This window comes from Streptomyces sp. LaPpAH-108, from assembly GCF_000373625.1.
In the GTDB taxonomy this organism is placed as follows: Bacteria; Actinomycetota; Actinomycetes; order Streptomycetales; family Streptomycetaceae; genus Streptomyces.
The window spans coordinates 18,594-38,754 of record NZ_KB891995.1 but is presented as its reverse complement, the minus strand read 5'-3'; the positions used below and the strand labels follow the sequence as shown (position 1 = coordinate 38,754).

The window sequence follows — 20,161 nt, the reverse complement described above, 5'->3', positions numbered from 1 at the left end:
CACTCCCTCGGGGTGATTTCCCACGGATGGCCGTATTTCACTGTGGCCCCGGCCCCCGAACCCCGCAACCGCGCTCCAGGGCAGCTCGACGGCAGTCCCCTGACCTACGAAAACACCCCCGCCGGAGACTCCGGAGGGGGTGTCGGCCCTGGTGAGGGCGGTTGTGGCTGGGGCCGGGGTCGAACCGGCGACCTATCGCTTTTCAGGCGATCGCTCGTACCAACTGAGCTACCCAGCCACGAGGTTTCACGTGAAACCTCAGCGGTCCTGACGGGATTTGAACCCGCGGCCTCCACCTTGACAGGGTGGCGAGCACTCCAAACTGCTCCACAGGACCAGGCGCTGTGTACGACAGTGTCGCACACGGTTGCGGGTCTCCCCAACGTGATTCCCACCTGCTGTGAGGTGCGCATCTGTTGGGCTGACGTCGCTGGAGAAGCGTATCAGAGCACCGGGGGTGCTCCGAAAACGTGATTCCCCAGGCTCCGAGGGGGAGGGTGCCAGGGAGATGCCCCTGGGAACGCGAAAACCCGCCCTGGATCAGAGCGGGTTTCGTGACAAGTCTGCTGTGGTGCCCCCAACGGGATTCGAACCCGTGCTACCGCCTTGAAAGGGCGGCGTCCTAGGCCGCTAGACGATGAGGGCTATCGGCCCGCCGTGGGCGCTTCGCAGCGCGTCGGGGACGTGAGCAGCATAGGGGATGGGCGGTGGTATCGGCAAAACACTTCGCGGCACCCCCGGTGACTCACTTCTTGACCAGATGACGGCTGACCTCGGCCGTCGTCCGCCCCAGACCGCCCAGTCTGATCTCGTCCCACGCCTGGAGCCTGCGGGTGTCGCGGTCCAGGTAGAGGATCGACGCCTCGACCGGTGCCGGGTACTGGCCCTCGACCGCCCGCAGCCCGCTGCCGCCGGTCGAGCCCTCGCGGCGCAGCCGGGTGCCCAGCGGCAGGATCTTCGTCCCCTCGGTGTGCAGATGCCCGCAGAGCACGAGCGGCACCGTCCCGTCCGTCTCCTGCGCCGCCACCGGTTCATGGGCCACCGCGATGTCCACCGGAGTGCCCTTGGTCCGCTGGTCCCGCAGTGCCGACGCCAGCCGCGCCCCGGCCAGCCGCTCGGCCGCGTCCCCGCCGGTCGGCCGGGAGCGGTCGGGCGTGAACTGGGGGTCTCCTATCCCCGCGAACCGCACCCCGGCAACCGTCTCGGCCCGGCCGTCGTCCAGGACGTGCACGTTCTTCATGCGCTCCAGATAGCGCTGGGTGGCCTCGGAGTCGTGGTTGCCCCTGACCCACACGTACGGCACGCCCAGATCCTTGATCGGGTCCAGGAAGCCGTTCTCCGCCGCCGTGCCGTGGTCCATGGTGTCGCCGGAGTCCACGATCACGTTCACCTTGTACTGGGTCACCAGCGACTCGATGATCTTCCAGCTCGCCGGGTTGAGATGGATGTCCGACACGTGCAGCACCCGGATCGTGGAGGGGTCGGGCTGGTAGGCGGGGAGCGTGGACGCGACGTCGTACAGCTTCGTCACGTTCGTCACCAGGCGGGCCAGCTCCTTCTGGTAGACGTCGAACTCGCTGACGATGCTGCGTGCGTTGCCCACCACCGACGGGGCCGAGGACAGCAGCCCGGAGAAGCGGGGCTCCAGGACCGAGCGCGGGTTCCATGTGGCGTACGCGGAGACGCCCGAAGCCGCGAGCAGGGCGAGGGCCAGCCCGCCGGCCGCCAGTGCGCGGCGGGGCCTGCGGTACACCGCGAGGCCGAGCAGCGCCGCGCCGGTGACGACGGCGACCGAGGAACGCACCGCGAGGTCGAGCGTGCCGTGCTCGACATCGTCGGTGATCTCCTGCTGGAGCCCCGACAGCCGCTCCGGGTGGTCCACCAGCGCCTGGGCGCGCACCGGGTCCAGCTGGTCCACGTCGACGTCCAGGCGGAGCGGGGCGACATGGCTGTCCAGGGTGAGGGCGCCCAGCGGCGAGACGTTGATCTTCGTGCCGCCGCTGAGGGAGGGCCGCAGCGCCATGGTGGTGTCCATCGGGCCGACCGGGGTGCGGACGTTCCCGACGGCCAGCAGCCCCAGCCAGGCCCCGGTGAGCACGACCGTGACGAGGCCGAGCGCCCGCAGCCAGGGGCGGGGACGGGCGGCGAGGGCGAGGAAGGGGAGGGGGCGGCGGTCCGTGGTCCGGTTCCGGCGGCGGAGCGGGGCGGCGGGGACGCGGGGCATTGGGGCCGTATGCCCAGCGGCGCCACGGGATATGCGGGGTGGCCCGGCGAGGCCCCGGTCCGGCTCAGCGCAGGCCGGGGCTCCGGCTCGGTCCGGGCCGAAGCTCAGCCCCAGCCCAGCTCGTGCAGCCGGGCGTCCTCGATGCCGAAGTGGTGGGCGACCTCGTGCACGACCGTGACGGCCACCTCGTCCACCACCTCCTCCTGCGTGGCGCAGAACCGCAGGATCGGGCCCATGTAGATCGAGATGCGGTCGGGGAGGACCCCGGCGTACCACTCACCGCGTTCGGTGAGCGGGGTGCCCTCGTAGAGGCCGAGCAGTTCCGGGTCGTGGGCGGGCGGCTCGTCCTCCACGAAGACGGCCACGTTGTCCATGACCCGCGTCAGTTCCGGCGGGATCCGGTCCAGGGCCTCGCTCACCAGCTCTTCGAACCTGTCGCGTGTCATCTCCAGCACACCGCCATTGTCGGGGACGGACGGCCCGTACGGCGGCTGAGGGTGAGCGGGTTCGAACAACGGGCGTGTCCTCTTGCGGGCGGCGGGAGTTGGACAGGTCGACTCCTTCCCTTGTCCCGGAGGTGGCCGCCGTGCGCCCCAAGTACGTACCCGTCCGTCTGGTCGTCACGGTGCTGGCCGCCGCCGCTGCCGCAGGCTGCGTGCGCGTGGGGGAGGACGCGGGGCCCGCCCGGCCCGAGCACTCGGCGGGGCAGCGCCAGGGCGGGGTGCCGGGCGGTGGGCCGATCGCGGGCGGCGGCGGAGCCGGGTTCGAGGAGGCGGCGGGCGACGACAAACACGGGCACGGCGGCAAGAAGAAGCCGGGCGAGTCGGCCTCGGCGTCCGCCAGCGCCTCCGGCAAGCACGACCGCTCCGCGGCGCCGTCGAAGCCGGGCCAGACCGTGCGCCCCGGCGAGCCTGCCCCGACCAATGTGCCGCCGACCCCGCCCGTCAGCTCCGCCCCGCCGGAGCCGCCCGCCTCCAGCGCGCCGCCGCCGGACACCACGCCCCCGTCGGCCGAGCCGTCGTCCTCGGCGCACGAGGACCCCGGGCCGCAGCTGGTCGAGCGGGTGCCGCTCCGGGCGGCGGCCGTGGCCGCGTAACAACCTCCATGCACGCCTCCCCTGGGGCCGGACAGGCGGCTTTCGGGGGCCGGACAGGGCCCTCACGAGCGGGTTTGCCTTCGGGGGTGGGGGGTGCGTATGGTGGTAGATCGTTTGATCCCATTTGCCCGGCGCCATCGCAGAGCGCGCCGTGTGGCGCGTACTCTCCTTTGCCGTGACGGACCGCATTGAGGCGGTTGTGTTGTGCGAATCACGGAGTTGACGGGCGCGTGCCGAGAGACTCCGGAAGGTTTCGCATTCGCATGTCCGTTTCCAGTACTGACCAGTTCGTCGCGCTCGAGGACGGGGACACCCCCGTCGACGAGACGAACGAGGTCACCGCAGTCGTCGAGGCCGACGACACCACCGACACCCCCCAGATCACCTTCGCCGACCTCGGTCTGCCCGAGGGCATCGTGCGCAAGCTCGCGCAGAACGGCGTCACCACGCCGTTCCCGATCCAGGCCGCGACCATCCCGGACGCCCTGGCCGGCAAGGACATCCTCGGCCGTGGCCGCACCGGCTCCGGCAAGACCCTCTCCTTCGGTCTGCCCACCCTGGCCACGCTGGCCGGTGGCCGCACCGAGAAGAAGCGCCCGCGCGCCGTCATCATGACGCCGACCCGCGAGCTGGCGATGCAGGTCGCCGACGCCCTCCAGCCCTACGGCGACGTCCTCGGCCTGAAGATGAAGGTCGTCTGCGGCGGTACCTCGATGGGCAACCAGATCTACGCTCTGGAGCGCGGCGTCGACGTCCTCGTCGCCACCCCGGGCCGTCTGCGCGACATCATCAACCGCGGCGCCTGCTCGCTCGAGGACGTCCAGATCGCCGTCCTCGACGAGGCCGACCAGATGTCCGACCTGGGCTTCCTGCCCGAGGTCACCGAGCTGCTGGACCAGGTCCCGGCCGGCGGCCAGCGGATGCTGTTCTCGGCCACTATGGAGAACGAGATCTCCACGCTGGTCAAGCGCTACCTGAACGACCCGGTCACGCACGAGGTCGACAGCGCCCAGGGCAACGTCACGACCATGTCGCACCACATCCTCATCGTGAAGCCCAAGGACAAGGCGCCGGTCACCGCCGCGATCGCCTCCCGCAAGGGCCGCACGATCATCTTCGTCCGCACCCAGCTGGGCGCCGACCGCGTCGCCGAGCAGCTGCGCGAGTCCGGCGTGAAGGCCGACGCGCTGCACGGCGGCATGACCCAGGGCGCCCGCACCCGCACCCTGGCCGACTTCAAGGACGGTTACGTCAACGTCCTGGTCGCCACCGACGTCGCCGCGCGCGGTATCCACGTCGACGGCATCGACCTGGTCCTGAACGTCGACCCGGCGGGCGACCACAAGGACTACCTGCACCGTGCGGGCCGTACCGCCCGTGCGGGCCGTACCGGCACGGTCGTCTCCCTGTCGCTGCCGCACCAGCGCCGTCAGATCTTCCGTCTGATGGAGGACGCCGGTGTCGACGCCGGGCGGCACATCATCCAGGGCGGCGACGCCTTCGACGCCGAGGTCGCCGAGATCACCGGCGCCCGCTCCATGACCGAGGTCCAGGCCGAGTCGGCGGGCAACGCCGCGCAGCAGGCCGAGCGCGAGGTCGCCCAGCTCACCAAGGAGCTGGAGCGCGCGCAGCGCCGCGCCGCGGAGCTGCGCGACGAGGCCGACCGCCTCGTGGCCCGGGTCGCCCGCGACCGTGGCGAGGACCCCGAGGCCGCCGTCGCCGAGGCCCAGGCGTCCGCCGAGCAGGCCGTGGCCGAGGCGTCCGCCGAGGCGGAGCGTCCGGCCGCGCGCGAGACCGAGCGCGGTGGGCGTGGCTTCGAGCGTCGTGACGAGCGCGGTGGCCGTGGCTTCGAGCGCCGTGACGACCGGGGCGGCCGTGGTGGCTTTGAGCGTCGCGATGACCGTGGTGGCCGGGGTTTCGAGCGTCGTGACGACCGTGGTGGTCGTGGCTTCGACCGTGACCGCAACGACCGTGGTGACCGTGGCGGTTTCGAGCGCCGTGACGACCGGGGCAACCGTGGCTTCGAGCGTCGCGACGACCGGGGCGGCCGGGGTTTCGAGCGCCGCGATGACCGTGGTGGCCGCAGCTTCGACCGCGACCGCAACGACCGGGGCGACCGAGGTGACCGTGGCGGCTTCGAGCGTCGCGACGACCGGGGTGGCCGCACCTTCGAGCGCCGTGACGACCGGGGCGGCTTCCGCCGTGACGACCGCACCGGCCACCGGGGCAGCGACCGTCCGTTCAACCGCGACCGCCGCGACGACCGCCCGGGCTTCCGCACTGGCGGCCACGACCGCCCGTACGGCCGCCGTGACGACCACCGGGGCAACACCGGCGGCTCTTCCTCCTCCTTCGGCCGCCGCGACGACAAGCCCCGCTGGAAGCGCAACGGCTGACGGCGCGTGAGCCCGAGCCTGGGCCTTGACCCGAGCTTGAGCTTGAGCTGACGAAGGGCCCGTACGGATTCGCTTCCGTACGGGCCCTTCGTGTTACCCGATGGTTTCCGGTGGTTTCCGGCCATCGCGTGACGCATGTCACGTCGACCCCCAGGGAATTGCTGGGGGCATGACAGACGATACGAAAATCGGTGGCGAGCCGGTCCTCTCCGACGAGGAGCGGCTCGCCCAGCTCGGCTACACCCAGGTGCTGGCGCGGCGGATGTCGGCGTTCTCGAACTACGCCGTGTCCTTCACGATCATCTCGGTGCTGTCCGGGTGTCTCACGCTGTATCTCTTCGGCATGGTGACCGGCGGCCCGGCGGTGATCACCTGGGGCTGGGTGGCGGTCGGCCTGATGACGCTGTTCGTCGGGCTGTCGATGGCCGAGATCTGCTCCGCGTATCCGACCTCGGCGGGGCTGTACTTCTGGGCGCACCGGCTCGCCCCGGAGCGGTCGGCGGCGGCGTGGGCGTGGTTCACGGGGTGGTTCAACGTGCTGGGGCAGGTCGCGGTGACCGCGGGCATCGACTTCGGCGCCGCGTCCTTCCTCGGCGCGTGGCTGAACCTCCAGTTCGGCTTCGAGGTGACCCCCGGCCGCACGGTCCTCCTCTTCGCCGCGATCCTCCTGCTGCACGGCCTGCTGAACACCTTCGGCGTCCGGATCGTCGCGCTGCTCAACAGCGTCAGCGTGTGGTGGCACGTGGTGGGCGTGGCCGTCATCGTCGGCGCCCTGGCGATCCTGCCGGACCACCACCAGTCGGCGTCCTTCGTGTTCACGAAGTTCGTCAACGAGACCGGCTGGGGCAGCTCCTTCTACGTCGTCCTGCTCGGCCTGCTCATGGCGCAGTACACCTTCACCGGCTACGACGCCTCCGCCCACATGACCGAGGAGACCCACGACGCGGCGACGGCGGGCCCCAAGGGCATCGTCCGCTCCATCTGGACCTCCTGGATCGCGGGCTTCGTCCTGCTCCTCGGCTTCACCTTCGCGATCCAGTCGTACGACAAGGCGCTGGAGTCCCCGACGGGCGCGCCCCCGGCCCAGATCCTCCTGGATGCCCTCGGTGCCACGACCGGCAAGCTCCTGCTCCTGGTCGTGATCGGCGCCCAGCTCTTCTGCGGCATGGCCTCCGTGACGGCCAACAGCCGCATGATCTACGCCTTCTCCCGCGACGGCGCGCTGCCCTTCTCCCGCGTCTGGCACACGGTCAGCCCCCGCACCCGCACCCCGGTCGCGGCGGTCTGGCTGGCGGCCCTGGGCGCCCTGGTCCTCGGCCTCCCGTACCTGATCAACTCCACGGCCTACGCGGCGGTGACCTCCATCGCGGTCATCGGCCTCTACATCGCCTACGTCATCCCGACCCTGCTCCGCGTCCGCAAGGGCGACGCCTTCGTCCGCGGCCCCTGGCACCTGGGCCGCTGGTCCCGTCCCATCGGCCTCCTCTCGGTCACCTGGGTCGTCCTGATCACGATCCTCTTCATGCTCCCCCAGGTCTCCCCCGTCACCTGGGAAACCTTCAACTACGCCCCGATCGCCGTCCTGGTCGTCCTCGGCTTCGCCGCCACCTGGTGGCTCGCCTCGGCCCGCCACTGGTTCCTGGCCCGGCCCGAGGAGTGACCGACGCGGCCGTGTCCCCGATACCCGATCGGAGACACGGCCACCTCCCGCTATGCTCGGACAGGCAACATCGCCTGGGCCCTTAGCTCAATTGGCAGAGCAGTGGACTTTTAATCCATTGGTTGTGGGTTCGAGTCCCACAGGGCCTACGAGAACGCCCCCAGCTCAGAGAGGTACCGAGCTGGGGGCGTGCGCTTTTCTGGGGTGTCTTGATCGTTTGCTGGCCCGCTGCTGGCCCAAGGGGTCAGGAAAGCGGGGGTACATGAGAGCGGGCGGTCATCCACGGTGATGACCGCCCTGCTCTGCCTCGGCGCCCTCTCCGGAGTCCTAGCTCCAGCGCGTCGGCAGCCTGTGGGGTATCAAGATCACAAAAAGCCATCCGGGGGAGGGCTGACACATGATCCCCCAGGCCAGACGGTGTGTCGAGTGCCTACCGACCTCACTGACGATGACGCCTGGCTGCGCGAGGAGCGCGTGCGCATCGGTCGGCGTATCCGAGAGGTCCGGGAGGAGCGGGGGCTCACCCAGCAGCAGGTCTTCCTCCGGGCCCCGTTGAGCCGCACGTACTACCAGCACGTGGAGAACGGCACCAAGAACCCGAAGTTGGAGACGCTGCTCCGGATCGCGCGGGCGATCGGCGTTCCGCTGTCGGAGCTGGTGGGTTGACCCGGGGCCGGGGCGATCGGCGGCGTCCCAGCCCCGGGCGGCTAGTCGTCGTCGCGGGCCACGTCCCGGCGGATGTTGTCGGGCAGGCATGACTTCGGGCAGATGTAGATGTCCGCGGACACACCGGACCCGGTCTCCACGGACACCGTCTGTGGTTCGCCCTCGATGATGTTCTGGCAGCGGTGGCAGATCATCGGCAGCCTCCGGTGAGGTAGCCGCGGCGCACGAGCCAGTTGAGGGCGCGGGAGGTGTCGCGCTCCGTGTGGCGGTCGTCGTCGTGGCACAGCGGGCAGTCCCGCTCGTGGGCGAAGAAGAGGTCGGCGACCCGCTGGAGGTAGCAGATGCCGCAGGCGCGCGGGAACCAGTGCCGCCCGCCGGTGGTCTGCTCGCCGAGGTCGGTCGACCTGGTGATGGTGATCGGCTGGCCACCCCACACGCACGCGCGGCCGGCGGCCTGCTCGATGGTCAGGTCGTCCAGGTCGGGCAGCGGCAGGTACGCCGTCGGGGAGACGTCGGCGGGTAGGCGCCCTGACGGGGCGGTGGGCGCGACGGTGCGGTGGCTCACGTCGACTCCTTCGCAGTCGGCCACACCCCGGACCGTTGCTGCGGTTGCGGGGGCTTTTGATCTCACCGTGGTCCCTCGTCTGGGGCGTTCCAACCCCGTTTTCGGGCCGTTGGGGACGAAGTGCGGGCTACCTTGTGAAGCGTGCTGAACGTCCCAGGGGGAAGCGGATGAACGAGGCGTTGCAGCAAGCGATGGCTGAGGCGACGATGACGGACCGCCAGCTCGCCGAGAAGTGCGGTGTGGACGTGAAGACCGTCGCCCGGTGGATCACGGAAGCCGGTCGGGTGCCGCACGCCCGGCATAGGTGGGCTGCTGCGGCGGCGCTCGGAAAGGAGGAAGACGTGCTGTGGCCGGCAGCAGCGAAGAAGGCGCTCAAGGTGGGCCCTGACCGCGAGGTCGTGTCCGTCTACCCCTACCGTTCGGCGGTCCCGGCCTCCCTGTGGCGGACGTTGATCACCCGCGCCGGGACGCAGCTCGTCTTCGCCGGGTACACCAACTACTTCCTCTGGCTGGAGCAGGCCCGGTTCGGCACCGCGCTCCGGCGCAAGGCGTCCGCCGGCTGTCGCATCCGCTTCCTCGTGGGCGACCCCGACAGCGACCTCACCCGTGCCCGGGAAGAGGACGAGGATGTCGCGCTGTCGCTGTCCACGCGCATCCGGGTCACGCTCGCCGAGCTGGAGAAGCTCCGCAGCCAGGACGGGGTGGACGCTCGCTACAGCGCGGGGCACGCGCACCTGTCCGTGTTCCGCTTCGACGAGGACATGATCGTGACCCCGCTGCTGACGCACAGCATTGGCCACGACGCGCCGACGCTGCACCTGCGCCGGTGCCAGGCGGACGGCATGTTCGACCGCTTCGCCTCGCACGTCGAAGAGCTATGGCGACGCGGCACCCCCGTATGGACGGAGACCCATGGGCAGGCGTGACTACGAGAACGACCCCGACGCCCCGGCGGCGAACAGCTTGGTACCCGCGGCCTCGGCGGTGGTGGTCGACGACCACGGCCGCATCCTGCTCCAGCGGCGCGTCGACAACGGCATGTGGGCCCTCCCCGGCGGCCGGATGGAGATCGGCGAGTCCCTGCCCGGCTGCGCGATCCGAGAGACTCGCGAGGAGACAGGCTACGACGTCCAACTGGTCGGCATCGTCGGCATCTACACCGATCCCGGGCACGTCTTCGCCTACGACGACGGCGAGGTGCGGCAGGAGTTCTCGATCTGCTTCCTCGCGCGCCCGGTCGGCGGCCAGCTCGCAGTGTCCGATGAGTCGACCGAGGTGCGCTGGTTCGATCCGTCGGAGATCGACGACCTGCCCATGGTGACGAGCATCCGCCGACGGGTGACCGACTATCTCGCGGGAGATATGCCCGTTCTCGGCTGATCCCCGACATGATGAAGCGGCCCCGCCCTCCCGGAGGGCGGGGCGGCGGTCAGTGCATCAGGTATTGGGCGAGGATGCCGGCGCCCGCGCCGAGGACGGCGGCGCCGCCCGCCGCCCGCCGCCCGCCACACCGTCTGCTCGAGGGAGCGGATGCGGGTCTCGTGGTCCGTCAGGTCCTTCGTCACCTCGGTGAGGTCCTTGCTGATCGTGTCCAGCTTGGTCTCCACGCGGGTGATCCCGTCCGACAAGGTCCGCAGCTCCTGGTACATCTGGGCGCTGCTGATGAACACGCCCGGGTCCGGGCCCACCGTCATCTGTCCACCTTCCCGGTACGCAGCCAGGCCGGAAGCAGCGCCTGCACGACAGGGATGGCCATGACCCGGGTGACGCCCGCGGCGATCGCGAGGGCGGCGGCAGCCCACGGGAGGGCGGCGGGGATGCCGGAGGCCTGGACGATCGCGGGGAGTACGGCGGCGATGCCGAGCGTCGTCTGCACCATGGTGCGGAGGGTGCGCTTCGTCGTGTCCTTCATGAGAGGCCTCTCAGGTGTTGGGGACGTGGAGCTTGTCCCAGGACGTCTTGCCGGGGATGCCGTCGGCGGCGGTCCCGGTGTAGCCGCACTTGCGCTGCCAGGCCGCGTACGAGGCGACGTCTCCGGAGCCCCACACGTCCTTTTAATCCATTGGTTGTGGGTTCGAGTCCCACAGGGCCTACGAGAACGCCCCCAGCTCAGAGAGGTACCGAGCTGGGGGCGTGCGCTTTTCTGGGCGCTTCCGAGGCCCCTGCTCCACCGGTGCTCCACCGAGGCTCAACCGAAGTGCAAAGCAAGCTGAGTTCATGGCCCCGGTCTGCCTCGACGTCCTCCCCTGGGCAGAGCTACTGGCCGGAGCCGGGCTTGGACGTGGTCTGCCGGGTGGCCTCGGACTTGCACGGGGTGGGACAGATGTAGATGGTCGCGGACACGGCCGAGCCGGTCTCCACGCAGACCGCGAGGGGTGTTCCCTGGATGAGCGCGCCGCAGCGCGAGCAGATCACCGGCTTCCCGCCTCCCGGGACATGGCGCTGCAGCCGCGGATGATGACGTTGAAGACATGCTCTCGAGAGCAGAGGTCGTAGCGGTAGCGCGGCGGCGTCACCCAGTAGGGGATGGGCTCCTTGATACAGGTGGGAGGGGGCACGGTCAGATAGCTGCCGGAACCCAGATACGGGGTGTCTGTGAGGTAGCTGGGCCAGTACACGTGTGCACGCCAGGGAACGAGCGCCCAGTAGGTCCGTCGGCGGGCGTACGTTCCGGCGATGACCGGGCCGCGCAGGGTGTCGCGGGCGACGACGGTGAGCGCCTGGTCGTCATCGCTCCCTACGGCGGCGTGCAGGATGGCACCAGGGATACGCACTGCCGCGAAACGTCCGCCGAGCGGAAGAAGCTCATCCGCGCCCGCTTCCCAGTGACGGAGCACTCTCTTCGGCTTGGGGTGCGCCCCCGCCAGCCAAGCGGCGACGGCTTCGGAAGGGTCGGAGTCCGTACGGACGGCGGCGGCTCCGAATAACGGAGACAGGAGCGGCGGCACGGGCGGACGATCGGTTTCCTGCGGCACAGTGCTGCCTCCCCGGGTCACGGTGATCTGCCTCACGCTGTGACCGTAGGGGCGGTGCCGTAGGACCGAGGACCGGGATCCGGTCCCTACGCGGTGAGCACCCCGATCTCGGTCGCCAGCTCGGCCGCGCGCCGACGCCGGGACGCCTGCTTCGATTCGACCTCCTCCAGGAGGATGGAGCGGGCATAGCCGTTGTACCGGATCGTCTCCGGGGCCGCGCGGTACGCCTTTTCCAGTGTGGCGATCGCGACGTCCGGTTGCCTGTCGAGCTGGTAGCCGCGGGCTTCCTCGATCCGGTGGCGGGCTCGGCGCGGCCGGGAGGGGATCGTCAGTTCATCGGCGCGGGCGGCCTGCCGGACGGATTCGCCGCCCTGGTGAAGTTCGACGGCAACGGTCACAGCGTGCGCGCCCATGACCGCCCGCGAGAACGAGGTGACGGGATGGTAGTAGCCGGCGGGCAGTCGGTCTGCCACCTCGTTGGCCCTGTCCCAGTGCCGCCATGCGGTCCCGGTGTCCCGACGGCGGGCTGCGGTGTAACCCAGCTCGAACTCCAGGGCACCTGCGATGGCAAGTACGTCGTCATCCGCGTCAGGAAGCAGGGGCCGCAGGAAGTTCAGCGCTTGGAGGTTGATGGTGTCGGCGGCGTCGAAGTGGCGGCGTCCGGAGTCCCGGTGTGCCTGCGCGAGGAGCCACGCGGCGACGCCGATGGCGTGTGGGTCGTCGGATTCCTGCGCGGCGACCATGCCGCGCTCGGCCACCCGCCACAGCAGGGGGGCGTCGGGCTGGTAGGAGAGGAAGAACTGCGCCAGGGAGTAGGTCTGCGCAAGGAGAGCTTGTGCCGCCCGCCGGTCCGCCGCGCTGTCGGCGTGTCGGGCCAGGACCTGGGCGTCCTGGATCAGCCCGGGAAGCAGCGCCCCGATCGCCTCCCGGTGGTTGGGAGCCTGGTGCCTCGCCTTCCAGGCCGCGCGCAGCCTGGCCTTCAAATGGGGTACGCGCGGCGGTTCCGGGTTCGTCTCGACGGAGAGGCTGTCGACGGCGGCCTTGACCGCAGCGAGTCGGGGGTGGCCAGGGCCGACGAAGAGATCCACATGCATGTCCGGTAGCCCGGTGAGGTCGGCAAGGTCACGGACTCGCAGCGCTTCCGCGATTCGCATCACCATGTCGAGGCCGGGTGCGTTCATCTGCCCGTTCTCGATCTTCTTCAGGGTGTGCGGTGACATGCCGAGCAAGTCCGCGAGCTGAGTTCGATTCATGCCGCGCCGCTCGCGCAGGATCTGCACGCGCTGGCCGAATCGAAGCGGGTCGGCATACGGGTCCGGGGTAGCGTCAGATGACACGGTCTCGCCCCAATCACTCAGAACAGGTCGCACTGTCAGAGTAGGGGCGGGGCTTTTCCTTTGGGCGGTTTCGGAGCCAGGTTCAAGGCGCGGCATGATCCTGCCCGCGTTGGCGACTTTCTGGAGGTCCGCAGGGCAGGTGCCTCTGAGCCCGTTAACGCAGAATGTAGCTGTCTGTGATCAAAGACTACGCACTGTCAGTGGCTGGGGTTAGCGTCCTTCACTCAAGGCACTGGAGGTTGGAGATCCTCATGGCAGTCGTGACGGAAAGTGTGCAGCGGGGCAAGCGGGCGAAGCAGCCAACGTGGGTATGGCTGATGACGCTGACGTCGAACCAAGGCTTGTGTGTCTACTGTGCTGTCGCTCCGTCGACAACCCTTGACCACGAGGAACCCGTCGCGGACAACGGGGCTGACGTTTGGTGGAACTTTCTGCCGGCGTGTAAGCCCTGCAATGACTGGAAGGGCAAGCGTACGGCGATGGAGTGGTTGATCGACCAGAAGCTCCATCGCGAGCAGCCGACCGTGGGATTCGACACCCGGCGCATGCCCCTTCGGATGTTCCACGGATTCGAGGAGCGCGTGAGCCGAACTCGACGTGAGATCCGCGAAGCGAGCCGCAGGGACTGGTTCCGTCACCACTACGGTGACGTCCACCACAAGAACAAGGCAGAGATGTTGGAGTATCTGCAGGCTTGTCGAGGGGAATTGTCTGGCTATCCCCATCTTCCCTGGACGACACCCAACGTCTACGTGTCGGCGGCTGCCATCTGTACAAGACGCATGTGCTGCGGCTACTGGCACCCGCAGGCAAGGAACCTGAATGCCGTAATCCTGACGGATGATCAGCACATGGCTTTCTCGAAGGTGGCGTTCAGCGAGGGGGTGTCGGAAGGCGATCTCGCTGCCAAGTTGATCGTGGCGTATCTGATGTCAGGCGAGAGAAAAATCGGTCAGTGACCCGAAAGTTGCCCCGGCGGAACGCGCGCGTCGCCAGGTGACCCCTCAGGCCGGCTGCTGGTCCTCCTCCAACCCCGGCAGTGCGAGCGTGTGGTGGGTCTGGTCTGCCTTTGCTCGCAGGTAACGCACGTTGTGGGGTGTCGTGAAGACGCCCGTCGGGATGCGGGTGCGGACCGAGATGCCCAGGGTGTGCAACTGGGCGGATTTGTCGGGGTTGTTGGAGAGGAGGTCCAGTTCTGTGATGCCGAGGGCGTGGAGCATCTGGGCGGCGGGGGTGTAGTCGCGGGCGTCCTCGGGGAGGCCGAGGGCGGTGTTGGCGGCGTAGGTGTCGAGGCCCTGGTCCTGGAGGGCGTAGGCGTCGAGTTTGTTGTAGAGGCCGATGCCGCGGCCCTCCTGGCGGAGGTAGAGGAGGACACCGCCGCGTGCGGCGATGCGCTCGACCGCCTCGCGCAGCTGCGGTCCGCAGTCGCAGCGGGCCGAGCCGAAGACGTCGCCGGTCAGGCACTCGGAGTGCAGCCGCACCAGCGGCACCGGGCCGGGGTCGCCGAGGACGAGGGCGAGGTGTTCCTGGCCGTCGGTGAGCCCGTGGAAGGTGACCAGCTCGGCGTCGGCCGCGTAGCCGTCGCCGAAGCGCAGCGGCACCCGGACGCGGGCGCGCGGGGTGGCGGCGGGGGTGTCGGGCATCGGGCCTCCGGGATCCGTGCGGTCGGCGTCGCGGTCGTCGCCCGCGCTCCAGCTGCTTCAGATTTGAAACAGGTACGGTTCCGGACCCTATCTCATGCTTCAAAGTTGAATCAATCAACGGCGAGTGTCCGTCGCCGCCTGGCGGCGCGCCTCAGCGCGGCGGCTCCGCGCACGGCGTCGAGCGCCGTCGCCACGGCACCTCCTCCGCCGTACCCCCCGCCTCCTCGCCCTGGAGTCCCCGCGCCACCTCCGCGCAGATCTCCTCCAACTGCCGTACCTGTTCCGGGTCCAGCCGACCGAAGAGGGTCGCGCGGACCGTGCCGACATGGCCGGGCGCCGTACGCTCCAGGACAGAGGTCCCCTCCTCGGTCAGCACCGCGAGACTGCTGCGCCGGTCCGAGGCGCAGTCCTCGCGCCGTACCAGGCCATCCCGTTCCAGGCGGGTCACCGCGTACGTCAGCCTGCTGCGGGTGATCTTCAGCTGTTCCGCGAGGTCGGTCATGCGCAGCCGACGGTCGGGCGCCTCGGAGAGCGTGGCCAGGACCGAGTAGAAAAGGTGCGGCATCCCGGCGTCCTGCTGGAGCTGCCGGTCGATCGCGTCCTCCAGCAAGCGGGAGGCGGCGAGGTACGCGCGCCAGGCGCGCTGCTCCTCGGGCGTGAGCCAGCGGGTCGTCATGCCGCCAGTGTAGGTTTGTTTCAAACTTGAACCAAGATCAGCCCGCGAGTCACCCGGAGAGAGCGCGCCGATGCCGTACCCGTACGTCCTGCTGTCCGCCGCCGTCTCCCTCGACGGCTATCTGGACGACACCGGGCCCGACCGCCTCCTCCTCTCCAGTCCCGCCGACTTCGACCGGGTGGACGAGGTGCGCGCCTCCGTCGACGCCATCCTGATCGGCGCGGGCACGATCCGCGCCGACAACCCCCGCCTCCTCGTCAACGCCCCGGGCCGCCGCGCCGCCCGCCGGGCCGAGGGCAGGCCGGAGTACCCGCTCAAGGTCACCGTCACCGCCTCCGGCGACCTCGATCCGAAGGCCAACTTCTGGCACACGGGCGGCGAGAAGGCCGTCTATACGACGGACCCGGGCGCCGAGCGGGCCTCCCGCGTCCTCGGCGACACCGCCGACGTCGTCTCCCTCGGCCCCGTCCTCGACTGGCGCGCGCTGCTCACGCATCTGCACGACGAGCGCGGCGTACGGCGCCTGATGGTCGAGGGCGGCGGGACCGTGCACACCCAGCTCCTCCAGCAGGGCCTCGCCGACGAACTCCAGCTCGTCCTCGCCCCCCTCTTCGTCGGCGACCCGGCCGCGCCCCGCCTCTTCGGACCCGGCGCCTACCAGGGCGGCCGGCTCCGCCTCACCGAGAGCCGCCGCATCGAGGACGTGGTGCTGATGCGCTACGAGCCCACCGCCCCCGGCACCGGACCGCTGCCCGTCGCCGCCGACCGCCACTGGCTCGGCACCGCCTGCGAGCTGGCCGCGCTGTGCCCGCCCTCGGAGACCGCCTTCAGCGTCGGCGCGGTGGTGGTCGCCGCCGACGGCACCGAGCTGGCGCGCGGTCACTCGCGCGAGGACGGCGACCCGGTGGTCCACGCGGAGGAGGCCGCCCTCGCGAAGATCGCCCCGGACGACCCCCGCCTGCCCGGCGCCACCGTCTACAGCAGCCTGGAGCCGTGCGCCCACCGCGCCTCCCGGCCCGTCCCGTGCGCCGGGCTGATCCTGCGCTCGGGCGTACGCCGAGTGGTCACCGCCTGGCGCGAACCGGACACCTTCGTGACGGCGGCCGACGGGTCCGGGGTGCTCGCGGACGGGGGCGTGACGGTGGTGACGCTGCCCGAGTACGAGGCCGCCGCGAAGGCCCCGAACGGCCATCTGCTGCCCTGAGGCGCAGGTAGGTTGAGCCGCTCCGTCAGCAATGGGTCCTGCTGGAACTCCGGATTCCCTGTTGCGTCAGCAGGGGGCCGATCGGCTGATCTTCAGCAATCGTGTGGCCCGCAGGGACGGACCGTCGGGCTGAGGTCCGGTGCAACAAGCCGGAGAACTTTCCCGGCGTTTGCGGTGGTCAGGCCGTATGGGAGCGGGTCGAGGTGATCACGACGGATGTGTAGGGCATGGTGGCGTGGCCGCCGAGCTTGTCGATCGCGGTTCCGGCGCTGTCCAGGACCTGCGCCATTTTGCCTGCGGGGAGTTGGGTGAGGCCGCCGAAAGTGGGGAGCTGGTCGAGCCACTCCTGTCGGGAGTAGGTGCGCTCCCATGCGAAGCGCCACTGTTCGGGCTCGTTGAAGCTGCCGGTCTGCCGGATCCCGTCGGCGATTTTCGCGAACAGTGGCTGGTAGGCGTCCACGGCCGATCCTCTGAGCAGGCCGGGGTTGAACGGTGAATCGGGGGCGACCCGTTGGAGTGCTTCGGCGAGGGCGTCGATCAACTCGGCCGGGAGCTGGGGGACGTGGTGGAAGGGGGCGAGTCGGCCGCCGGGCCGGAGCACCTGGGCCGCCTTGGCCGCGCCGGCGACGGGGTCCACCCAGTGCCAGGCGGTGCCGGCGATGACCGCGTCGAACCGCCGCCCGGCCGGCTGCCAGTCCTCGAACCTGGCGACCTCGACCTCGATGCGGCTGCGTCGCGCGAAGGCGGCCATCCGCTCGTCGGGCTCGACACCGAGCACTGTGCAGCTGGCCGCCTGGAATTGCCGGGCCTCGATGCCGGTTCCGGCTCCGACGTCGAGGATGTGCCGACCGGGGCTTGCCGCGACGATCCTGTCCACCAGGGCCTGGGGATACGGCGGTCGGGCGCGGTCGTAGCGTTCGGCATCCACGCCGAACGACTCGGCCGTCTGCCGGTGGCGGTGGGGCTCGGGTCCGGACGCGTCCGGCTGTCCCTGCGCTAAAGTGGGCATGCGCCCACACTAATGGGCGGTTGCCCACTTGTTAAGGCGGGGCGGCACGGAAAGGGAAACGATGCCGTCAGGGGTGCACATCCACAACGTGCGCGGCCAGTTGTTCGAAGCCGCTGAGCGCGTCCTGCTTCGGGACGGGCCCGACGCGTTGACCAGCCGGGCGGTCACGGAGGAGGCGAACTGTGCCAAGGGCGTGCTGCATCGGCACTTCGCCGACTTCGACGCTTTCCTGGCGGAACTCGTTTTCGACCGTGTCCGCGGCATCGAGGACCGCACCACGACTCTGCGTGCCGCCGCCGGGACCGGGAGCGTGGTGGACAACCTCGCCGACGCGCTGCAGGACCTGTTCGGGCCGGTCACGGTGGCGATCGTTGCGCTCATCACCTTCCGCGACGGCCTCCGCGCCCGGCTGCGCGAGGCCGGTCTGACCGGCCTCCCACTGGCCATGCAAGGCACTGCCATGATCGCCGCATACCTCGCCGCCGAGCGGGAGTTGGGGCGCCTGGCCGGTGACGCCGACATCGACACACTCGCCCCCACCCTCGTCGGGGCCGGGCACCTGCTGTTCGCCGACCGGACAAGCGCCCCGCCGCAGACCGCCGCCATCCGCAAGATGGTGACCACCGTCATCGCAGGCGCCTTGCGGCCACCCCGGCCGTAGGTCGGGCCGTTGGCCAGGTGACGGAGGATTGTGCCGTGTCCAAGAGGCTGAGCAGGCGCTCTGCTTCGTCCTCGACCGGCCGGGCCGCCGCCAGGCGCCGTTCGGCGACCGTGAGCGGATCCCCGTCCTGCACCACCTCCCAGGCGCAGGAAGTCCGGCACGTGCAGCCGCCACCGCCTGCCCACCCGCGCCCGCAGGCGGCACGGCTGGGCAGAAATCCCGATCACCTGCGGGTCGAAGTCCGCCAGCAGCAGCCGAGCCAGCTCCAGACGGCTCTCGTAGACCACCAGCCCACGCGTCGTCGCCGACGCGTACTCCCCGGGGTGATGCTTGGCCGGATGATCGCGAAGTTCCCGAGACTGATCGCTTCCGGCCACAGGCGTTACTCACGCGCGTCGGAAGATTGCCAGCCGACTGTCAGGGATCGACCGACACCGCTAACGCAGACCCGGAACCTACCCCTGAGGCGCAGGTCACGTGGAATGGATGTGCATCGGGCCCCGCGCATGACGTATGGTTGAGACACAACGACGCGGGGTGGAGCAGCTCGGTAGCTCGCTGGGCTCATAACCCAGAGGTCGCAGGTTCAAATCCTGTCCCCGCTACTGAAGACTCAGGGCCGGAATCCAGTTCATCGGATTCCGGCCCTGAGTGTTTTCCCGGCATCTCCCCACCCCCTCACCGTCACGCACCGTGAGGTAAAGGTTTCCCTCCGCAGCGATTCTGAGTCATCATCAAAAACGCGCTCGCTGCTGATCGCCGGTCAACTCGCCCTCTTTGTGACCACCTTGGTGGCTAAGTCCGCCCCGAAGAAGCTTAAAGATCAAGCCGATCGGCTTGGAATCCAACAGCCGGGTCTATTAACGTTCGATAACGCAGCGCGGCCGTCCCAGCCGTCCCCGAGACGACTCCGTGCGCTCGCGCCGCATCCCCACACCCTCCCCACGCCCCAGAGGCGGGGGTCGCCCCCACCGCGTACCCGGTAGCAGGCGAAGGCAGGAAAGGAGCGCGCCCCCGTGGCGTCCGACCCCCACACCCCCTTCGCACCGACCCCGGGCGAGCACGACACCTTCGGCTACGGCGCACCGCGCGCCGACGGGCCCTGGGAGGAGTGGAACCCCACCGAGGAGTCCCTCCCCGCCGCACGCGGCGGCCGGCACCGCGTCGCCAAGCAGCGTGGCGGCGGCGGGCTCGCCCGCAGCTCCACCGTGCTCGGCGTCGGTGTCATCGCCGCCGTCGGCGCGGGCGGCATGGCCAGCGCCAACACCGGCAAGCCGCCGGTCTCCATCGCGCTGCCCGACCTGCCCGGCGTCGACTCCCTCATCGACCACGGCTCCGAGACCCCCGCGCCCTCGCTGAGCGCCGTCGGCTCGGCCTCCGCGCAGAGCGAGGAGTCCTCCGACGCGGGCGAGGCCCTGCGCAGCCGGATCATCGCCCAGGCCGCGTACCAGCAGAGCAAGGCCGAGAGCCGGGCCACTGCGGCGGCCGTCGCCGCGGCCGACCGGGAGACCGCCGACGCCGCCGACAAGGCCGCGAAGGAGGCCGCCGCCCAGGCCGCCGACGCCAAGGAGAAGGCGGAGGCCGACGCCAAGAAGAAGGCCGAGTCGGAGCGGCTGGCCGCGCTGGCCAAGCAGTACACGCTGCCGACCTCCGGGTACACGATCACCGGCACCTTCGGGGAGCCCGGCGCGCTGTGGTCCTCCGGCTACCACACCGGTCTCGACTTCGCCGCGCCCACCGGCACGCTCATCAAGGCCATCCACGGCGGCACCGTCACCCAGGCGGGCTGGGCCGGGGCGTACGGCTACCGCACCGTCCTCACCCTGGACGACGGCACCGAGCTGTGGTTCTGCCACCAGTCCTCGATCAGTGTCTCGGCCGGTCAGAAGGTCGCCACCGGCGAGGTCATCGGCCGCGTCGGCGCCACCGGCAACGTCACCGGGCCCCACCTCCACCTGGAGGTCCACCCCGGCGGCCAGGCCACCGGCATCGACCCGATGACCTGGCTGCGCGGCAAGGGGCTCAACCCCTGAGACGGGCCTGATCCCC

Annotated in this window: 21 protein-coding genes, 5 tRNA genes and 1 pseudogene; 12 read left to right on the top strand and 15 right to left on the bottom strand. The window is 70.1% G+C overall.

The genetic code is table 11. The annotated features are described in order from the left end of the window. Positions 1 to 164: 164 nt before the first annotated feature. The 5 genes from B079_RS0119195 to B079_RS0119175 form a co-directional block, all read right to left on the bottom strand. Positions 165 to 238 (bottom strand) — tRNA-Phe (locus B079_RS0119195). 24 nt (positions 239 to 262) lie between these two features. Further along, positions 263 to 337 (bottom strand) — tRNA-Asp (locus B079_RS0119190). A gap of 232 nt (positions 338 to 569) precedes the next feature. Beyond that, positions 570 to 645: transfer RNA gene (locus tag B079_RS0119185), tRNA-Glu, on the bottom strand. Between the two features lie 100 nt (positions 646 to 745). Next, positions 746 to 2,224 carry a metallophosphoesterase family protein gene (locus tag B079_RS0119180; RefSeq protein WP_018547464.1) on the bottom strand — a complete coding sequence of 493 codons (1,479 nt, stop codon included), beginning with the start codon at positions 2,222 to 2,224 and terminating at the stop codon, positions 746 to 748. A 104-nt stretch (positions 2,225 to 2,328) separates the two neighbouring features. Next, positions 2,329 to 2,679, bottom strand: a complete 351-nt coding sequence (locus B079_RS0119175) for a metallopeptidase family protein (protein ID WP_018547463.1) — start codon at positions 2,677 to 2,679, stop codon at positions 2,329 to 2,331. A 131-nt stretch (positions 2,680 to 2,810) separates the two neighbouring features. Between B079_RS0119175 and B079_RS0119170 the strand changes: the two genes are divergently transcribed. The 5 genes from B079_RS0119170 to B079_RS35930 all read left to right on the top strand — a co-directional run bounded on the left by B079_RS0119170 (position 2,811) and on the right by B079_RS35930 (position 8,042). Next, a complete protein-coding gene (locus B079_RS0119170) occupies positions 2,811 to 3,320 on the top strand; it encodes a hypothetical protein (RefSeq protein WP_026248854.1) in 510 nt (169 codons plus the stop codon). 263 nt (positions 3,321 to 3,583) lie between these two features. Next, entirely contained in the window at positions 3,584 to 5,716 is a 2,133-nt protein-coding gene (locus tag B079_RS0119165) for a DEAD/DEAH box helicase (RefSeq protein ID WP_018547461.1), read from the top strand. Positions 5,717 to 5,885: 169 nt separating this feature from the next. Continuing rightward, complete coding sequence (locus B079_RS0119160) at positions 5,886 to 7,376, top strand: amino acid permease (RefSeq protein ID WP_018547460.1); 1,491 nt, start codon at positions 5,886 to 5,888, stop codon at positions 7,374 to 7,376. Positions 7,377 to 7,452: 76 nt separating this feature from the next. After that, positions 7,453 to 7,525 (top strand) — tRNA-Lys (locus B079_RS0119155). A gap of 277 nt (positions 7,526 to 7,802) precedes the next feature. Then, positions 7,803 to 8,042 (top strand): helix-turn-helix domain-containing protein, encoded by a 240-nt coding sequence (locus tag B079_RS35930; RefSeq protein ID WP_018547459.1) that lies wholly within the window; start codon positions 7,803 to 7,805, stop codon positions 8,040 to 8,042. A 41-nt stretch (positions 8,043 to 8,083) separates the two neighbouring features. On the opposite strand, the gene B079_RS35250 is transcribed toward B079_RS35930, so the two are convergent. Both B079_RS35250 and B079_RS32345 read right to left on the bottom strand, forming a co-directional pair. Then, positions 8,084 to 8,236: a hypothetical protein gene (locus B079_RS35250; protein ID WP_018547458.1), complete on the bottom strand. Its 153-nt coding sequence runs from the start codon at positions 8,234 to 8,236 to the stop codon at positions 8,084 to 8,086. Beyond that, the gene (locus B079_RS32345; RefSeq protein WP_018547457.1) at positions 8,233 to 8,607 is read right to left on the bottom strand and encodes a hypothetical protein; all 375 of its coding nucleotides are present in this window, start codon (positions 8,605 to 8,607) and stop codon (positions 8,233 to 8,235) included. Before B079_RS32345 ends, B079_RS35250 begins: the two co-directional genes overlap by 4 nt. A 167-nt stretch (positions 8,608 to 8,774) precedes the next feature. Between B079_RS32345 and B079_RS0119135 the strand changes: the two genes are divergently transcribed. Beyond that, positions 8,775 to 9,533, top strand: coding sequence for a DUF5919 domain-containing protein (locus B079_RS0119135; RefSeq protein ID WP_018547456.1), 759 nt, complete (start codon positions 8,775 to 8,777; stop codon positions 9,531 to 9,533). Next, complete coding sequence (locus B079_RS0119130) at positions 9,520 to 9,987, top strand: NUDIX hydrolase (RefSeq protein ID WP_018547455.1); 468 nt, start codon at positions 9,520 to 9,522, stop codon at positions 9,985 to 9,987. The genes B079_RS0119135 and B079_RS0119130 overlap by 14 nt, the downstream gene beginning before the upstream one ends. Before the next feature lie 310 nt (positions 9,988 to 10,297). On the opposite strand, the gene B079_RS0119120 is transcribed toward B079_RS0119130, so the two are convergent. The 5 genes and pseudogenes from B079_RS0119120 to B079_RS0119100 form a co-directional block, all read right to left on the bottom strand. After that, a complete protein-coding gene (locus tag B079_RS0119120; protein ID WP_018547453.1) occupies positions 10,298 to 10,519 on the bottom strand; it encodes a hypothetical protein in 222 nt (73 codons plus the stop codon). 10 nt (positions 10,520 to 10,529) lie between these two features. Continuing rightward, positions 10,530 to 10,640: pseudogene (locus B079_RS34995) on the bottom strand (N-acetylmuramoyl-L-alanine amidase); the annotation flags it as partial. A gap of 223 nt (positions 10,641 to 10,863) precedes the next feature. Next, positions 10,864 to 11,022 (bottom strand): hypothetical protein, encoded by a 159-nt coding sequence (locus B079_RS35245; RefSeq protein WP_018547451.1) that lies wholly within the window; start codon positions 11,020 to 11,022, stop codon positions 10,864 to 10,866. After that, the gene (locus B079_RS35240; RefSeq protein WP_158685019.1) at positions 11,019 to 11,618 is read right to left on the bottom strand and encodes a hypothetical protein; all 600 of its coding nucleotides are present in this window, start codon (positions 11,616 to 11,618) and stop codon (positions 11,019 to 11,021) included. Before B079_RS35240 ends, B079_RS35245 begins: the two co-directional genes overlap by 4 nt. A 50-nt stretch (positions 11,619 to 11,668) precedes the next feature. Beyond that, positions 11,669 to 12,919: a helix-turn-helix domain-containing protein gene (locus B079_RS0119100; protein WP_026248852.1), complete on the bottom strand. Its 1,251-nt coding sequence runs from the start codon at positions 12,917 to 12,919 to the stop codon at positions 11,669 to 11,671. Positions 12,920 to 13,170: 251 nt separating this feature from the next. Between B079_RS0119100 and B079_RS32335 the strand changes: the two genes are divergently transcribed. Further along, entirely contained in the window at positions 13,171 to 13,878 is a 708-nt protein-coding gene (locus B079_RS32335; RefSeq protein WP_158685017.1) for an HNH endonuclease, read from the top strand. Between the two features lie 45 nt (positions 13,879 to 13,923). Here B079_RS32335 and B079_RS0119090 read toward each other — a convergent pair whose 3' ends face one another. After that, a complete protein-coding gene (locus B079_RS0119090) occupies positions 13,924 to 14,562 on the bottom strand; it encodes a GTP cyclohydrolase II (RefSeq protein WP_018547447.1) in 639 nt (212 codons plus the stop codon). A gap of 151 nt (positions 14,563 to 14,713) precedes the next feature. Next, complete coding sequence (locus B079_RS0119085) at positions 14,714 to 15,238, bottom strand: MarR family winged helix-turn-helix transcriptional regulator (RefSeq protein ID WP_018547446.1); 525 nt, start codon at positions 15,236 to 15,238, stop codon at positions 14,714 to 14,716. Between the two features lie 70 nt (positions 15,239 to 15,308). Between B079_RS0119085 and B079_RS0119080 the strand changes: the two genes are divergently transcribed. Further along, entirely contained in the window at positions 15,309 to 16,442 is a 1,134-nt protein-coding gene (locus tag B079_RS0119080) for a dihydrofolate reductase family protein (protein ID WP_018547445.1), read from the top strand. A 178-nt stretch (positions 16,443 to 16,620) separates the two neighbouring features. On the opposite strand, the gene B079_RS0119075 is transcribed toward B079_RS0119080, so the two are convergent. Then, positions 16,621 to 17,451 carry a class I SAM-dependent methyltransferase gene (locus B079_RS0119075; RefSeq protein ID WP_199779940.1) on the bottom strand — a complete coding sequence of 277 codons (831 nt, stop codon included), beginning with the start codon at positions 17,449 to 17,451 and terminating at the stop codon, positions 16,621 to 16,623. 61 nt (positions 17,452 to 17,512) lie between these two features. Here B079_RS0119075 and B079_RS0119070 point away from each other — a divergent pair, with 61 nt between their 5' ends. From B079_RS0119070 to B079_RS0119060, 3 genes are all read left to right on the top strand, one after another. Further along, the gene (locus B079_RS0119070; RefSeq protein ID WP_234016819.1) at positions 17,513 to 18,112 is read left to right on the top strand and encodes a TetR/AcrR family transcriptional regulator; all 600 of its coding nucleotides are present in this window, start codon (positions 17,513 to 17,515) and stop codon (positions 18,110 to 18,112) included. Between the two features lie 531 nt (positions 18,113 to 18,643). Beyond that, positions 18,644 to 18,717 (top strand) — tRNA-Met (locus tag B079_RS0119065). A 411-nt stretch (positions 18,718 to 19,128) separates the two neighbouring features. After that, the gene (locus B079_RS0119060; RefSeq protein ID WP_018547442.1) at positions 19,129 to 20,145 is read left to right on the top strand and encodes a M23 family metallopeptidase; all 1,017 of its coding nucleotides are present in this window, start codon (positions 19,129 to 19,131) and stop codon (positions 20,143 to 20,145) included. The last annotated feature ends 16 nt before the right edge of the window (positions 20,146 to 20,161 follow it).

What these genes read in the sequence shown, in the direction of transcription:
- B079_RS0119180 (WP_018547464.1), bottom strand. Translation starts at nt 2,224, where the DNA reads ATGCCCCGCGTCCCCGCCGCCCCGCTCCGCCGCCGGAACCGGACCACG.
- B079_RS0119165 (WP_018547461.1), top strand. Translation starts at nt 3,584, where the DNA reads ATGTCCGTTTCCAGTACTGACCAGTTCGTCGCGCTCGAGGACGGGGAC.
- B079_RS0119160 (WP_018547460.1), top strand. Translation starts at nt 5,886, where the DNA reads ATGACAGACGATACGAAAATCGGTGGCGAGCCGGTCCTCTCCGACGAG.
- B079_RS35250 (WP_018547458.1), bottom strand. Translation starts at nt 8,236, where the DNA reads ATGATCTGCCACCGCTGCCAGAACATCATCGAGGGCGAACCACAGACG.
- B079_RS0119135 (WP_018547456.1), top strand. Translation starts at nt 8,775, where the DNA reads ATGAACGAGGCGTTGCAGCAAGCGATGGCTGAGGCGACGATGACGGAC.
- B079_RS0119130 (WP_018547455.1), top strand. Translation starts at nt 9,520, where the DNA reads ATGGGCAGGCGTGACTACGAGAACGACCCCGACGCCCCGGCGGCGAAC.
- B079_RS0119120 (WP_018547453.1), bottom strand. Translation starts at nt 10,519, where the DNA reads ATGAAGGACACGACGAAGCGCACCCTCCGCACCATGGTGCAGACGACG.
- B079_RS32335 (WP_158685017.1), top strand. Translation starts at nt 13,171, where the DNA reads ATGGCAGTCGTGACGGAAAGTGTGCAGCGGGGCAAGCGGGCGAAGCAG.
- B079_RS0119090 (WP_018547447.1), bottom strand. Translation starts at nt 14,562, where the DNA reads ATGCCCGACACCCCCGCCGCCACCCCGCGCGCCCGCGTCCGGGTGCCG.
- B079_RS0119085 (WP_018547446.1), bottom strand. Translation starts at nt 15,238, where the DNA reads ATGACGACCCGCTGGCTCACGCCCGAGGAGCAGCGCGCCTGGCGCGCG.
- B079_RS0119080 (WP_018547445.1), top strand. Translation starts at nt 15,309, where the DNA reads ATGCCGTACCCGTACGTCCTGCTGTCCGCCGCCGTCTCCCTCGACGGC.
- B079_RS0119075 (WP_199779940.1), bottom strand. Translation starts at nt 17,451, where the DNA reads ATGCCCACTTTAGCGCAGGGACAGCCGGACGCGTCCGGACCCGAGCCC.
- B079_RS0119070 (WP_234016819.1), top strand. Translation starts at nt 17,513, where the DNA reads ATGCCGTCAGGGGTGCACATCCACAACGTGCGCGGCCAGTTGTTCGAA.